We start from the raw sequence: 14,572 nt of genomic DNA on the forward strand, positions 1-14,572 counted from the left end.
AAGGCTGCGGGGGGGGGGAGAATTGGCCAATATCACGCGACGCCGCACGGGGGAGTTCCTGCGCAAACTCTTCGAATTGCTGATGGTGGAACCGGAAGGAATGCCGGCAGCCGCTGCAATTGACGCGGTTCGAGACGCCGTGCCGCTGACCGATTTCGAAGCAGGACAATATTCGTCCGGTGGTCAAAGATTCGAGAAAATCGTGCGCTTTGCGACTGTGGACTGTGCCAAGGCTGGCTGGTTACACAAGAACAAGGGTATTTGGAGTATCACGGAGGCAGGCCAAAAGGCCTATGCGCAATATCCGGATCCCGAGGTGTTCTACAGGGAAGCCTGCCGGCTTTACGCGATTTGGAGGGGCCAGCGCGATAAGTCCGCTGTCAAGCCTGGTGAGGCGGCGGCGCCGGAGGCGATCGAAGAAGCGGCGGAAAAATTGAGCGTTACCGTGGAGGAAGCGCTCGACCATGCCTGGGCCGAAATCTCAACCTTTCTACACTCAGCAGATCCATTTGAATTTCAGGAAATGGTCGCCGACCTCCTGAGGGGGATGGGGTATCATGTTTCGTGGGTTTCCCCGCCGGGGAAAGACAACGGGGTGGATGTGATAGCCTTCGCCGATCCGTTCGGCGTGACGGGTCCGCGGATCAAGGCGCAGGTCAAACGATGGCAGCAAAAGGTCGATAGCGACGGGTTGAAGTCATTTCTTGCGACGCTGACCAGCGGTGACGTCGGCATCTACATCTGCCTGGCCGGCTTCACCAGAGATGCGCAGGACTATGCGCGCAATCAGGAAACCAGGCGCGTGACGCTTATTGACGCACGGCGGTTTTTCGACCTGTGGGTGGAAAATTATGCCAGCCTGGCTGACGAGGCCCGCCGTCGCCTGCCTGTTGTGCCGGTCTATTTTCTTGCGCCTAGGGAGGGATAGCCCCCGTCAGGGCTCATCCAGCCGCCGCGCTTCCTCGAACAGCATGACCGGAACGCCGGCGCGGATCGGGAAGGCGAGGCCGGCGGCTTCGGAGACCAACTCCCCGGCCGCCTCGTCATAACGCAGCGGCGTGCGCGTCACCGGGCAGACCAGGATCGCGAGCAGATCGGGGTCGAGCCCCGGCCCGGCCGTCATTGCAGCGTCGCCGGCTCGTCGTCGCCGCGCCGGAAGAAGCCGAGGAACTGGGCGAGCAGGTCGGCGCGGTCGGCCAGCGTCCGGGCTTCGAGCAGTGCCTGCTTGGCGGCGCTGTCAAACGGCGCGATCGCGGATATGGCGTTGACCAGCGTTTCGTCATCGAGCCGACTGACCCCGGTCCAGTCGACCGCGACGCCGCGGCTGTCGGCGAAGCGGCGTGCCTCGCGCTCGATCTCGGCGCGGACGATGCTGGGCAGCGCGTCGGGCGCCACGGCGTCGTCGAATGCGGTCAGGTCCGCCTCGACCTGCCGGAACGGCGTCGCGACGTCGAGTTCGCGCAGCAGGCGGAAGCGGGTGAGGCCTTCGAGGACGATGTTGAAGCGGCCGTCGTCGAGCCGCTCGACCTCGCGGATATGGCCGACGCAGCCGACGTCGAACAGCGTCGGCGGCTCGCGGTCGTCGCGCGGCTGGATCATCGAGACGCGGCGGTCGCGCGCCAGCGCGTCGGTGACGAGCGCGCGGTAGCGCGGCTCGAAGATGTGCAGCGGCAGATGGCCGCGCGGGAATAGCAGCGCGCCCGCCAGCGGGAAGATCGACAGGCGCTCGGCCATGATCGCGGCCGTCAGGTGAACAGCAGCGCCGACAGGCGCCGCCGCTGCTCGCGCACCCACGGATCCTCGAGCCCGACCACTTCGAGCAGCTTGAGCAGCCGCTGCCGCGCCGCATCCTCATTCCAGGCGCGATCGCGGGCGATGATCTCGAGCAGGTTGTCGGCGGCGCCGTCGCGGTCACCGGCCGCCATCAGCCCGCCGGCCAGCTCGAAGCGCGCCTCATGGTCGTCGGGGTTCGCCGCGACCCTGGCGCGCAGCGGGCCGAGATCGTCGACCGGGGCGGCCTCGCGGGCGAGCGCGACGGCCGCCTGGGCCCGCGCGATCGGCGCCTCCTTGGCCTTTTCGGGCGGAAGCTGGGCGAGCAGCGCCTCGGCCTCGTCGACCTGGCCGGCCTTGACCATCGCACGGGCGAGTCCGCTGATCACCTCGACATCGTCGGGCGCCATCTCGACGAGTTGGCCGAACACCGACAGCGCGCGCTCGACGTCGCCGGCTTCCAGCACCTCCTCGCCCATCGCGATCAGCGGAGCGATGTCCTCATGCATCTTGTCGGCGGCGCCCTGGATCGGCAGCTGGCGCAGGATCTGGTCCAGCATCTGCTTGAGCTGGCTCTCGCTGCGCGCCTGGGTGAGGTCCGCGACGAGCTGTCCCTGGAACAGCGCGTAGACGGTGGGGATCGACTGGACGCGGAACTGCGCCGCGATCATCTTCTGCTCGTCGACATTGATCTTGGCGAGGACGACGCCCTTGTCGGCATAGTCGGCGGCGACCTTTTCGAGCACCGGTGCCAGCGCCTTGCACGGCCCGCACCATTCGGCCCAGAAATCGAGGATGACGAGCGACGTCATCGACGGTTCGACGACATCGCGCTTGAACGCCTCGATCGCTTCCCGATCCGCCGCGCTCATCCCCAGGGTTGCCACCGATGATTCTCCCACATGCCCTTTTCGTGTCCCCTTATGTGGGACGCCGCCCGCTTATGCCAAGGCCTCGAAACTTTTTCGAGAATCAGGCTTGCGGAGGGAGGACCCCCACGCTAATAGCCGCGCCTCGACGGCAGGCATGGCCCGCCGGAGACGCCAGAGCGGGCGTAGCTCAGGGGTAGAGCACAACCTTGCCAAGGTTGGGGTCGAGGGTTCGAATCCCTTCGCCCGCTCCAGTTTTCCGGGGTTTTTGACAAACCCCCTTCCTGAAAACCGATGATGTTTCCTGTCCGGTCCTGTTCGGATGGCGATCGTCATCATGCTCGCATGGCATGGCGATGCGGGCCGCACGGCATGCGCCGCCATTCGTCTGGAACCCGCCATGCGGCCCAGGCCGTTTCGGGCCCGGGCCGATAGAGCACGATCCTAGCCTTCGTCGAGCATCACGCCCGCGCGGATCACCGTGTGCGACAATATCCCCTCATGGCCCAGCTCGAAGCCGACGCCCGATTGCTTGGTGCCGCCGAAGGGCAGCGAGAGGTCGAGGATATTGTGGGTGTTGATCCACACCGTGCCGGCCTTCAGCCGCTCGAAATAACGGTTGGCGGTCCGCAGCCCCTCCGTCCAGATGCTGGCGCCGAGGCCGAAGGCGGTGTCGTTGGCGATGCGCAGCGCCTCCTCGTCGTCCCGGAACGGGAAGGCGCACAGCACCGGGCCGAAGATCTCCTGCTGCACCGTGGGATGGCCATGGTCGAGGCCGGTGATCACCGCCGGGGTGAAATAGCTCCCGCTGCCCTCGACGATCTCGCCGCCGATGACCTGCGCCCCGGACTCGCGGGCGCGGTCGACATGGCCGGCGACGCGGGCGCGGTGGTCGGCGCTGACCAGCGGACCCATCATCGACGCCGGGTCGAGCCCCGGCCCGAGCCGGATCGACGCCGCGATCTCGGCGACGCCGGCGACCACCCGGTCGAAATGCTTTGCATGGATCAGCGCACGCGATCCGGCGCAGCAATTCTGCCCGGAATTGCCGTAGATCGCCCAGGCCGCGCCGGGGATCGCCTTTTCGAGATCTGCGTCCTCGGCGATGATCAGCGGCGATTTGCCGCCCAGTTCGAGATTATAATGCTTGAAGCTGCGGGCGGCCTGCTCGGCGATGATCTGGCCGACCCGGGTCGAGCCGGTGAAGTTGATCTTGTCGACCCCGGGATGCTCGATCAGCGCCCGGCCGGTGACCTCCCCGGTGCCGGTGACGACGTTGACGACGCCCGGCGGAACCCCCGCCGCGTCGCACAGCTCGGCGAGCCGCAGCGCGGTGAGCGAGGTCAGCTCGGACGGCTTGAGGACGATGGTGCAGCCCGTCGCCAGCACCGGCGCCAGCTTCCACACCGCCTGACAGAGCGGCACGTTCCACGGCGTGATCGCGGCGACGACGCCGACCGGGAAGCGCCGCGTGAAGCCGTTGAAGCGCAGGTTCGGCAGATAGGGGACCGAAAGGTCCATCGTCTCGCCATGGAGCTTGGTCGCCCAGCCCGCCATGTAGCGCAGCGTGTGAACCGACAGGTCGGCGTCGAACAGGCGGGTGTTGGCGATCAGCTTGCCGCTGTTGACGGTCTCGATCTCGGCCAGCGACGATGCTTCGTCGCGAATCAGATCGGCCAGGCGGAGCATGATCTCCTCGCGCTGGTGCGGGCGCATCCGTGCCCAGGCCGGATCCTCCAGTGCACGCCGCGCCGCCTTCACCGCGGCGTCGACGTCGGCCGCGCTCGCCTGCGCGATGCGGCCGACCTCCTGTCCGCTGCTCGGATCGGTCACCGGCAGCGTCTCGCCGCGCTCGGCGGCGCGCCATTCTCCGTCGATGAACAGCCCCTTGGTGCCGCCGATGAACTCGCGTGCCTTCGTGCTCAGCCGCGAAAGGTCGTTGGCCGTCGTCATGGGATCGTCTCCTGATATGTCGTGCGTTTATCCGGCCACCTGGCTCAGCCCGATGCGGGCGAAGACGTCGGGGCGGCGGCGGCGCAGAAGCAGGGCCTGCGCCGTCCCGATCCCGGCGATCGCGAGGAGCAGCGCGGGCAGCCGGTTGATCAAGGTCGAATCGGTGCCGGTCAGCAGCGGATAATTGGCGACCGAGAGGATCGTGCCGGTTGCCAGCATCGCGCCACCGGCGAAGGGGAAGAGCGAGACCGGGCCGAACCGTCCGGTCCGCTTCCTCAGGAAGACGGGCACGGCGAAGGCGGTGATCGTCAGCAGCGCCATCAGCCCGACCGATCCGAAGCCGGTCAGCGCGGTGGTGAGCGACAGCAGCGGGTCGAGACCGGCCAGCGCGAACAGCGAGATCACCACCGACAGCACCAGGATGACCGGCAGGCCGGCGTTGAACGGTGCGCCGTTGATCGGGCGGGTCCGCGCGAGGCGCGCGGGCAGGGCTCCGTCGCGCGCCAGCGCGAAGACGTAGCGTGCGCTGTTGTTGAACAGGCCGAGCACTGCGGCGAAGGCGCTGCTGATCACCAGCAGCGACAGGATCGCCTCGCCCTGCCGCCCGAGATAGTGGCGCGCCAGGCCGAACACGAATTGCCCGGGGTCCTTGCCGGCTGCCGCCGCGATGCCGGGGCCGCTTGCGACGATGAAGGCATAGGCCGTGAAGACGTAGAACAGGCAGATCACGCCGATCGCGGCATAGGTCGCACGGGGGATGCTGACCTCCGGGTCGCGCGCCTCCTCCTGATAGATCGCCGTCGCCTCGAAGCCGATCACCGAGTTGAAGGCATAGATGGCGCTGACGCCGAGGCCCGGCGCGAGGACGACCGACGGGGCGAAGATGCGGCCGGGCGATCCGAAGCCTTCGGCCAGCAGGATCGCTGCGTCGAGTGCGAGGATGGCGATCACCTCCGCCCCCAGCGCGATCGCGAGCAGCTTGGCGGTGAAGTCGATGCGGAAATAGGAGAGCAGCGTCAGGATCGCGATCACCGCCAGCGCGCTCACGCCCCAATGGACGAAATCCAGCCCCAGCATGTGGAGCAGGCTGGTGACGAAATAGGACAGCGCCCCCAGCGTCGCGCAACACAGAGCGACATAGGAGACCAGGGCGACATAGGAGCCGGCGAGCCCCGCCACCCGGCCGAAGGTCTGTGCGATGATCGCGTAGAAGGCGCCGGCGTTGCGGATATGGGGCAGCAGGCGGACATAGCCGATCGCGAACAGCGCGATCGCCAGGCCCGACAGCGCGTAGGTCCCCGCGACCCCCATGCCGTTGCCCAGCGCGAAGGAGATCGGCATGGTCGCGACGACGATCGCCATCGGTGCGGCGACGGCGAGCACCATGAAGGTGATGTCGACGCTGCCGAGCACGCCTTCCGCCAATACGCCCTTCGCGGGCTGGTCATCGGCGGGGCCGGACGAGGAACGGGTCCGTTCGTGCAAGGGGCGGTCTCCGGATGGCAGGGATGAAAGCCATGCTTCGTGGCAATGCGCGTGCAGTTCAACCGCGATCGGCGGCGAAAATGTTGCCGGGGACGCAACAACAGCCTGGCCCGTGGATATTGACGGCCGTCGCGCCCGGCCATCATATCGCCGGACATGGCCGGCGACCTCGGCGCGTCGCGGTACCGAACGGGGATGAGCAATGAGCAGCGGCCAGGACAGCGCCGACACCGTCAAACGTTTCTTCGACGCGTTCAACGCCGGCGATATCGCGGCCGCCTTCGCGACTCTGTCGCCGGACATCGAATGGACCTACCATGGTCCGCGCGACCGGATTCCCTTCGCCGGTACGTTCGCCGGCCATGCCGGCGTGCAGGATTTCTTCGCCCGGGTCGGCCAGGTGATCGAGGTCAAGGAGATGACTCCGCTCTCGCTGGTGGGCGTGGGCGATCAGGTGTTCGGACGCGGGATCGAGCACAGCATGTCGCTGGCGACCGGCAAGGAATATCGGGTGCAATGGTCGCACGTCTATGAGGTGAAGGACGGCCTGATGACGCGCTTCGACGAGTTCATCGATACCGCGGCCGTCGCCGGCTGTCTGGACGGGCGGGATTGACGATGCGCCCTTCCCTTCCTCTTGATCCCGGATCCCCAGGGGGCGGTGGAGCCATGGCCCATGTCTGATCAGGGTGCGGTGGCCCGGCGGGTGGCCGAAAAATGCCGGCAGTTCGAGAACCGCTTCCGGGCGGGCCAGCTCGCCGTGATGGTCCAGGAATTCTACCTGCCCGACGCGATCATGGAGGGGCGCGAACTGCCGGCCCAGATCGGCCATGAGGCGATCACCCGGCTGTTCATCGAGGTCCGTGAGGTCTGCCGCTCGATCGAGATCGAGATCGATCCGATCACGGTGATCGGCCCGGTCGCGTTCGGCAACATCACCAACCGCAACACGCTGATGACCGGCGACGTCGAGATCCATCGCGTGCTGATGATCTGGCAGGAGAAGGACGGCGACTGGTTCGTCTCGCGCGATTTCTTCTTCGCCGAGCAGGGCCTGTTGCTGAGCGAGCTCGACCTCGTCCCGCTGGTCGAGCGGCGACCGGCCCGCAATCGCAAGCCGCGCGGACAGGTCGCGTCGAAGGCGCAGGCACGGTAAGCCGCTAGATGCCGGGTATCAGCCGCCGCACCTACGAGATCAGCGTCCAGGACCACCGGCTGCAATATCTTTCCCTGTCGGCCCGGCACGGCTCGATGCGCGCCGCCGCCGACTATCTGGGGGTCGCGGCCTCGTCGATCAGCCGGCAGATCAAGCTGCTCGAACGGGCGCTGAGCATCGACCTGGTCGAGAAGGGCTCCTACAAGGTCCAGCTCACCGAAGCCGGGCAATTGCTGATCGAATATTATGAGCGTCGGGTCGTCGAGCATCAGGAGCTGTTGGCGCGCCTTGCCGAGCTGCGCAGCACGCGGACCTCGACGATCCGCATCGTCGTTGCGCAGGGCCTGCTGGCGGTGCGCTTCCTGAAGGCCTTCTCCACCGTCTCGACCAAATATCCCGACATCAACATCGAGATGAAGGCGGCCGACGGCGACGAGGCCGAGCGGCTGGTGCTCAACGACGGGGCGCAGCTCGGCCTGCTGTTCGACACCGCCCAGGACGTGCGGCTGAAGCTGCTCGCGACCAGCCGGCAACCCTTTTCGCTGTTCATGTCGGAGAAGCATCCGCTGGCGCGGGAGGAGGCGATCTGGCCGGTGCAGATCTCTGGCGAGCGACTGGTGCTGCCTGACGCCGGCTCACGCCTGCTCGAGATCATCCATTCGGTGTTCACCGAACGCGGCCTGCCGCTCAACATCGTCATGAAGTCCCCGTCGATCCAGGTCATCCTCGACAGCGTCGCGCAGGGCATGGGTGTGACCATGCTGCCAAGCATCCTGGGGCATCCCGCCGCGGCGATCGGTGGCATCGTCGAGCGACCGATCCTGAGCGACGAGCTATCCGACATCCGGCTCCACCTGGTCAGCCGCGCCGGCCGCCGCATGACGCCGGCGGCGCTCGCCCTGCAGAATGCGCTGGTGCGCGAGATGCACCGGCTCGACGAGGAGCAATCCGCCCAGCCTCCGGCGCGCGGCTGACGCCGGCCGAATTCCCCGGCGTCGAAAAGCAACGTTGCGGATCGCGCAACAACTGCGGGTCCCGGTGCCGTTGTGATCGCCCCGGCCTTCGACGACCTTCCGCCAAAATCAAGCGCAGCGTGAAATTATCCACGCGGAAAGGGAAAGAATGTCAAAGTCCAACCGGGTCAGGATCATGCTTCTCGGCGGCGTCGCGCTATGGCTGGGCGCCGGCGCGGCCCAGGCCCAGGTCGCCGCGGATTCGGCCGACGATGCGGCCGGCGGCCTGCAGGAGATCGTGGTCACCGCGCAGAAGCGGGCCCAGAACATCCAGCAGGTGGGCATCGCCATCACCGCGGTGACGCCCGAGCAGATCGCCAACCGCAACATCGCCAGCAGCGCCGATCTCGCCGGCAAGGTGGTCGGGCTGGAAAGCTATTCGCCCTACGGTCCCGGTACCTCGTCCAACGTCGTGATCCGCGGCATCGGCCTCAACGACTTCGGCGAAGGCCATGAGGCGCCGGTCACCTCCTATGTCGACGAATTCTACATCGTCGCGGTCCCGGCGGTCGACTTCGCGCTGTTCGACCTCGACCGGGTCGAGGTGCTGCGCGGTCCGCAAGGGACGTTGTTCGGTCGCAACTCGACTGGCGGCCTGATCAACTACATCACGAAGCGTCCGAGCCAGACCGCCGAGGGCTATCTCTCGGCCAGCTACGGCCGCTTCAACGACCTCAAGCTCGAAGGCGCCGCGACCGCGCCGCTGAGCGACACGGTGTCGATGCGCCTGTCGGGCACCTCGCGCCATAGCGATGGTTTCCAGAAGAACATCAACCCCGCGCTTGAGCGCGGCGGCCAGGCCGGATCGGATGCCGCCCGCCTGCAGCTCCGCTATCAGGGCGACGACGGCTGGGACATCCTGCTCAAGGGCGAATATGGCCGGACCAGGACGACCCATGCCTATTATGAGAGCAAGACGGGCTTCGTCGACGCCAATGGCCTGGTGGTCACCGATCCGACGATCGTCGACGCGGTCGGCTATGCCGAGCGCAACACCCCGGCGGCGAAGAAGAATGTCGTCAGCACCAACGACGCCGCCTTCCTGCGCTCGTCGGGCTATTCGGGCCTGCTGCGGATCGAGAAGAAGTTCGGCGACACGACCTTCACCAGCCTGACCGGCTACCAGTCGTACAAGCGCCGGATGCAGGAGGACAGCGACGGCACCCCGAACCCGCTGGTCTTCGCGAGCTTCCCCTATCAGGGCAAGCAGCTGACCCAGGAACTGCGCCTCTATCATGACGGGCGGTCGACCCGCTGGACGGTCGGCCTCTACGGCATGCGCGCGCTGGGCAAGGACCAGCCGACCGCGGTATTCAACTTCCCGCTCGATGGCCCGACCGCCGTCAATCCGGCGACGGGACTCTACAACGGCACCTATTTCCCGATCAGCCTCAACGCCGACTGGCGGCTGCGGACCAATTCGGGTGCGGTGTTCGGCCAGATCGAGCAGGATTTCGGCAAGTTCACGGCGATCGCCGGCATCCGCGTGACCCGCGACCGCAAGACCTTCTCCGATCGCGACAATGCGGCGCTGCGCGATTGCGGCGGCGGTGCGGTGGGTGACTGCTTCCTTGTCAGCGACGGCGGCACCGGTACCCCGGTCCCGTTCCGGCTGAAGTACAGCGCCACCTTGTGGTCGGGGAAGATCGAGCTCGACTACAAGCCCAACCGCAACAACCTGTTCTACGCCAGCATCTCGCGTGGGACCAAGGCGGGCGGCTTCAACAACGGCTTCTATCCGACCGGAGTCTCGCTCGCGCGGATTCCCTATGGCGACGAAACGCTGATCTCCTACGAGGTCGGGCAGAAGTCGACGCTGTTCGATCGCAAGCTGCGCATCAACACCTCGGCCTTCTATTATGACTACAAGGACTATCAGGCGTTCAACTATGTCGGCCTGGCGGGCCTGATCACCAACCAGGACGCCACCGCCTATGGCATCGAGACCGACATCGAGGCGGCGGTGACGCCGGAGCTCCGCCTCTATGCGGCGGGAGCCTATCTGCACACCGAGATCGAGGACGTGGCGAAGGTCACCCCGGTGGGCACCACGGTCGTGGCCGATCGCCCGATGGCCTTCGCGCCGAAGTGGAGCGCGAGCGGCGGCGCGACCTACACGATCGAGCTGCCGAACGACCAGAGCCTCGCGCTCGACTGGAATTTCGAGACGCGCTCATCCCGCTACTCGGGCAATTTCGGCGATCCGGGCACCCAGCTCGAAGGCTATTTCAAGCATAATGCCTCGATCACCTACGAGGCGGCCGAGCATTGGCAGCTTCGCGCGTTCGTCGACAATATCAGCAACCGGCTCAACACCACCTATGGCGGTCCGTCCTTCGCGTCGCTTGGTATCATCCAGGTGCGCTACGCGATGCCGCGCACCTATGGTGCGGCCGTGCGCTATCGCTGGTAAGCTCCCGGCAAAGGACAGGACCCATGGACCAGCCAGCCCGGCCGACCGCCTATGTCAACGGCCGCATCTACACCGTCGATGCGGCCCGCCCCTGGGCGGAAGCGATCCTCGTGGAGGATGGAAGGATAGCGGGGGTCGGCCTTTCGGCCGACATCCTGGCCGCGGCGGGTGATGGGTGCGCCATCGTGGATCTGGGCGGCCGCATGGTCATGCCCGGTATCCACGATGCGCATGGCCATATCCTGCTCGCGGGGCTGAAGCACCGCTACGAATGCCGGCTTCCCGCCGATGCGCTGGGCCGCGACTATGGCGAGAGGCTGTGCGACTGCATCGCCTGTTCGCGCGGCAAGCTCAGCGGCTGGGTGATCGGCGGCGACTTCAACCCGACCCTGTCCGAGGCGGGGGAGGTCGACCGGAAATATCTCGACGAGAAATTTCCCGACACGCCTGTCTATCTCCACGACTATTCGCTTCATCACGGCCTCGCCAACTCCAAAGCGCTCGAGCTGGCTGGCATCACCGCCGACACGCCCGATCCGTTCGGCGGGCGGATCGTGCGCCGGGCCGGATCGAACGAGCCGACCGGCGAGCTGGTCGAGCGCGCCACCTGGAAGCTGTTCAACGTCCTGCCGAGTCCCGAGCCCGACGTGCATCGCGGCGCGCTGCGCTGGGCGCTGGAGACTGCGAGCCGGTTCGGCGTGACCGGCATCCAGGAGGCGTCGGCGAGCCGCCCCGAGCTGGAGATGCTGCAGGAGATCGATCGCGAGGAAGGCCTCGCGCTGCGCGTCTATGCGCATATCCCATGGCGTGAGGAGCATTTCGGCCATGCCACCACCGAGGCGCTCGACCGGCTGATCGAGGAGCGGAAGCGCTTCGCGAGCGAGCGGGTGAAGACCGATTTCGTCAAGGTATTCATGGACGGCTCGCCGCTCGGCCCGCATTTCACCGACGCCCAGATCGATCCCGCGACCGGGCAGCCGCAGCCCGGCAAGCTGCTCCACACCCGCGAGGAGATGGCGGCCGCGCTCGCGGCGTGGGACAGGGCGGGCATCACCGCCAAGATCCACTGCACCGGCGACGCGGCGGTGCAGCTCGTCCTCCAGGCGATGCGCGACATGCGGGCGGCGAGCGACGGCGGGACGATCCAGGAGATCAGCCATTGCTGCTTCGTCCAGCCGGACGACCTGGCCTCCTTCGCCGAACTCGACGTCACCGCCGAGATGTCGCCGCCGATCTGGTTCGGCGACATGCCCGAGCTCGCCGCCTTCCGCGACCGCGGCTATCCGTTCGGGACGCTGGCCCGGATGGGGACCCGCGTGACCGTCGGCACCGACTGGACCTTCCTGCCCGAACCGAACCTGTTTCCGGCATTGCAGGGGCTGATTCAGCACGGCGCGGAATCGGTCGACCTCGCCACCGGGATCGAGATGCTGACGCTGGCGGGTGCGCGGGCCGTCGGCGCCGACACGCTGACCGGTTCGATCGAGGTCGGCAAGTCGGCCGACTTCATCCTGCTCGACCGCAACCTGTTCGACGGTCCCGTCGACGAGATCGGGGAGGCGCGCGTGCTGGCGACGGTCTTCGAAGGGCGCATCGTCCACGATGTCCGATGAGGCTGCGCCGCTCCCGGTGCTGCTCGTCACCGGCTTCCTGGGGGCCGGCAAGACGACGCTGATCGGGCGGATGCTCGACGATCCCGCCTTCGCCGGCAGCGCGCTGCTGGTCAACGAGGTGGGCGAGATCGGGATCGACCAGGAACTGCTGGTCCGCAGCGGATCGCCGCCGCCGCAACTGCTCGCCAATGGCTGCGTCTGCTGCGTCATGAATGACGATCTCGGCCTCGCGCTGCGCGACCTCGATCTGCGGCGGCGCGACGGTTCGATCCCGCCCTTCGCGCGGGTGATCGTCGAGACGACGGGCGTCGCCGATCCCGCGCCGATCCTCGCGCGCTTCATCGCCGACGGCTGGATCCAGCGGCACTTCGTGCTGAGCGCGGTGATCACCCTGGTCGACGGCGTGCTGGGTGCGGAGACGCTGCGCAGCCAGCCCGAGGCGGCCAGCCAGGCGGCGCATGCCGACGCCATCCTGATCAGCAAGGCCGACCTGGCGGACGTCGACGCGATCGACCGCCTGCGCGGCCTGCTGTCGGCCACGGCGCCGCATGCGACGATCCTGGTCGCGGGTTCTGAGGAAGCGGCGGTGGGGCGGCTGCTGGAGCCCTTCCGCCTGCTCGGCCTGCGGGCGCTGCCGCAGGATCACGGCCGTGGCCATCATCACGGCCACGCCCACGACCATGCGCTCGTCACCACGGCGTCATGGCGCTTCGACGATGTGTTGCCATGGCCGGTGATCGCCGGGGCGCTCGACGACGTCGTCACCGCGCATCGCGGGCGGCTGATGCGGATCAAGGGGCTGTTGCGGGTCCGCGACGCCGACCGGCCGGTGGTGATCGACGCGGTGCAGGACCTGTTCCACCCGCCCCGCCTGCTCGACCGCTGGCCGAGCGACGACCGGTCGAGCCGGATCGTGATGATCAGCCGCGATACGAGCAGCGAGGACGCGATGCGCGCCCTTCGGCACACCTTGGCTCCTATGAACTGAGGCGTTCGAGCCGGTAGAAAGCGGGATCGACGATCGGCGCCGCGCCGGTGGCGAGATCGGCGGCGAGCCGTCCCGCGGCGGGCGAGGTGCCGAAACCATGGCCCGAGAAGCCCGAGGCGAGAGTCAGGCCGGGCAGCTTCGCGACCGGCGAGATGACCGGCAGCGAATCCGGGGTGACGTCGATCGTGCCGGCCCAGCTTTCCTCGATCACCGCATTGCCGAACGCCGGCCAGGCGGCGACGAGGTTGCGCATCGCCTCCGCATTGAGGCCCTCGTTCACCGGTGGGTCCATCGTCCGCACCCGCTCGAACGGTGAGGTCGCCGCCGCGCCCCAATGGCGCCCGAGCGCGAGATCGTTCACGAAATCGCGGCCGAGCGACAGCCGCACGTTCCGCCACTGCGCGCGCAGCATCGGCAGGTAGCGGTGGCCGATCAGCAGGCTGTCGGGGACCAGCGGCACGATGAAGGCGCCCCGCTGGGTGATCGTGTAGCCGCCGTCGGCGCGCTTGCGGAACGAGAAGTCGGGCGCGCCCACCGCGATCTCGGTCGGCCCCTCCATCGGCGCGGTGCGCAGCACCGAGGCGACCAGCGGCAGGGTGGGCAGCGACACGCCGAGATTGCCGAGGAAGCGCCGCGACCACAGGCCGCCGGCGAGGATGACCTGGTCGCAGCCGATCTCGCCGCGCTCGGTGACGACGCCGGCGACGCGGCCCGCCGCCATCGACAGGGTGCGGACCGCACAATCCTCGACGATGACCGCGCCCTTCGACAGCGCGGCGCGGGCGATCGCGCTCGCCGCAAGCGTCGGTTCGGCGCGCCCGTCGGTCGGCGAGTGGATGCCGCCGGCCCAGCCGCCGGTGCCGCCGGGCACGAGCCGGTCGATCTCCCCGGGGGTCAGCAGCCGCGCGTCGAGCGCCTTCCCGACCGCTTCCAGCCAGGCGCGATGCCCGGCCATCTCCGCCTCGGTCCGGGCGACGTACATGATGCCGGCGCGGCGATAGCCGACATCGGCGCCGACCCGCTCGGCCATCGCTGCCCACAGCCGTTCGGAGGCGAGCGAAAGCGGCAGGTCATGCTCCTCGCGCCCGATCTTGCGGATCCAGCCGAGGTTGCGCGACGACTGCTCTCCCGCGATCCGCCCCTTTTCGAGGACGGTCACCGGGATACCGCGCTCGGCCAGGGTCAGCGCGGCCATCAGCCCGACGATGCCGCCGCCGATCACGACCACCGTCGTCGATCGCGGCATCTCCTGCGAGGTCTGGACCGGAGTGATGCGTGGGGCCACGGCGCTGATCCTTGGGCTCGATGGGCG

At 67.6% G+C, this 14,572-nt stretch carries 13 protein-coding genes and 1 tRNA gene; 8 read left to right on the forward strand and 6 right to left on the reverse strand.

Annotated elements, in window-relative coordinates:
- Positions 1–22: 22 nt before the first annotated feature.
- The gene (locus tag B5X82_RS04755) at positions 23–928 is read left to right on the forward strand and encodes a restriction endonuclease (RefSeq protein WP_079646971.1); all 906 of its coding nucleotides are present in this window, start codon (positions 23–25) and stop codon (positions 926–928) included.
- 6 nt (positions 929–934) lie between these two features.
- On the opposite strand, the gene B5X82_RS04760 is transcribed toward B5X82_RS04755, so the two are convergent.
- The 3 genes from B5X82_RS04760 to B5X82_RS04770 are packed head-to-tail and all read right to left on the reverse strand — an operon-like array spanning position 935 to position 2,642.
- The gene (locus B5X82_RS04760) at positions 935–1,123 is read right to left on the reverse strand and encodes a Trm112 family protein (protein ID WP_079646972.1); all 189 of its coding nucleotides are present in this window, start codon (positions 1,121–1,123) and stop codon (positions 935–937) included.
- Positions 1,120–1,734 carry an LON peptidase substrate-binding domain-containing protein gene (locus tag B5X82_RS04765; RefSeq protein ID WP_079646973.1) on the reverse strand — a complete coding sequence of 205 codons (615 nt, stop codon included), beginning with the start codon at positions 1,732–1,734 and terminating at the stop codon, positions 1,120–1,122. Before B5X82_RS04765 ends, B5X82_RS04760 begins: the two co-directional genes overlap by 4 nt.
- Before the next feature lie 11 nt (positions 1,735–1,745).
- Positions 1,746–2,642, reverse strand: a complete 897-nt coding sequence (locus tag B5X82_RS04770; protein ID WP_079646974.1) for a tetratricopeptide repeat protein — start codon at positions 2,640–2,642, stop codon at positions 1,746–1,748.
- A 176-nt stretch (positions 2,643–2,818) separates the two neighbouring features.
- Between B5X82_RS04770 and B5X82_RS04775 the strand changes: the two genes are divergently transcribed.
- Positions 2,819–2,893, forward strand: a tRNA-Gly gene (locus B5X82_RS04775).
- A 190-nt stretch (positions 2,894–3,083) separates the two neighbouring features.
- On the opposite strand, the gene B5X82_RS04780 is transcribed toward B5X82_RS04775, so the two are convergent.
- Both B5X82_RS04780 and B5X82_RS04785 read right to left on the reverse strand, forming a co-directional pair.
- Positions 3,084–4,592 carry an aldehyde dehydrogenase family protein gene (locus tag B5X82_RS04780; protein ID WP_079646975.1) on the reverse strand — a complete coding sequence of 503 codons (1,509 nt, stop codon included), beginning with the start codon at positions 4,590–4,592 and terminating at the stop codon, positions 3,084–3,086.
- A 27-nt stretch (positions 4,593–4,619) separates the two neighbouring features.
- Positions 4,620–6,077 carry an APC family permease gene (locus B5X82_RS04785; protein WP_079646976.1) on the reverse strand — a complete coding sequence of 486 codons (1,458 nt, stop codon included), beginning with the start codon at positions 6,075–6,077 and terminating at the stop codon, positions 4,620–4,622.
- Between the two features lie 202 nt (positions 6,078–6,279).
- Here B5X82_RS04785 and B5X82_RS04790 point away from each other — a divergent pair, with 202 nt between their 5' ends.
- The 6 genes from B5X82_RS04790 (at position 6,280) to B5X82_RS04815 (ending at position 13,260) form a co-directional block, all read left to right on the forward strand.
- The gene (locus B5X82_RS04790; RefSeq protein ID WP_079646977.1) at positions 6,280–6,693 is read left to right on the forward strand and encodes a nuclear transport factor 2 family protein; all 414 of its coding nucleotides are present in this window, start codon (positions 6,280–6,282) and stop codon (positions 6,691–6,693) included.
- Positions 6,694–6,753: 60 nt separating this feature from the next.
- Complete coding sequence (locus B5X82_RS04795) at positions 6,754–7,233, forward strand: Cif family virulence factor (RefSeq protein ID WP_079646978.1); 480 nt, start codon at positions 6,754–6,756, stop codon at positions 7,231–7,233.
- An 8-nt stretch (positions 7,234–7,241) separates the two neighbouring features.
- A complete protein-coding gene (locus B5X82_RS04800; RefSeq protein WP_079646979.1) occupies positions 7,242–8,207 on the forward strand; it encodes a LysR family transcriptional regulator in 966 nt (321 codons plus the stop codon).
- 148 nt (positions 8,208–8,355) lie between these two features.
- Complete coding sequence (locus B5X82_RS04805) at positions 8,356–10,659, forward strand: TonB-dependent receptor (RefSeq protein ID WP_079646980.1); 2,304 nt, start codon at positions 8,356–8,358, stop codon at positions 10,657–10,659.
- Between the two features lie 23 nt (positions 10,660–10,682).
- On the forward strand, positions 10,683–12,272 hold the full coding sequence (locus B5X82_RS04810) for an amidohydrolase (protein ID WP_079646981.1): 1,590 nt from the start codon (positions 10,683–10,685) through the stop codon (positions 12,270–12,272).
- Positions 12,262–13,260, forward strand: coding sequence for a CobW family GTP-binding protein (locus B5X82_RS04815; protein WP_079646982.1), 999 nt, complete (start codon positions 12,262–12,264; stop codon positions 13,258–13,260). The genes B5X82_RS04810 and B5X82_RS04815 overlap by 11 nt, the downstream gene beginning before the upstream one ends.
- Here the strand turns inward: B5X82_RS04815 and B5X82_RS04820 are convergent.
- Positions 13,250–14,545, reverse strand: a complete 1,296-nt coding sequence (locus B5X82_RS04820; RefSeq protein ID WP_079646983.1) for an NAD(P)/FAD-dependent oxidoreductase — start codon at positions 14,543–14,545, stop codon at positions 13,250–13,252. The genes B5X82_RS04815 and B5X82_RS04820 overlap by 11 nt on opposite strands.
- Positions 14,546–14,572: the final 27 nt, after the last annotated feature.

This window comes from Rhizorhabdus histidinilytica (assembly GCF_900167915.1).
Lineage (GTDB): Bacteria > Pseudomonadota > Alphaproteobacteria > Sphingomonadales > Sphingomonadaceae > Rhizorhabdus > Rhizorhabdus histidinilytica.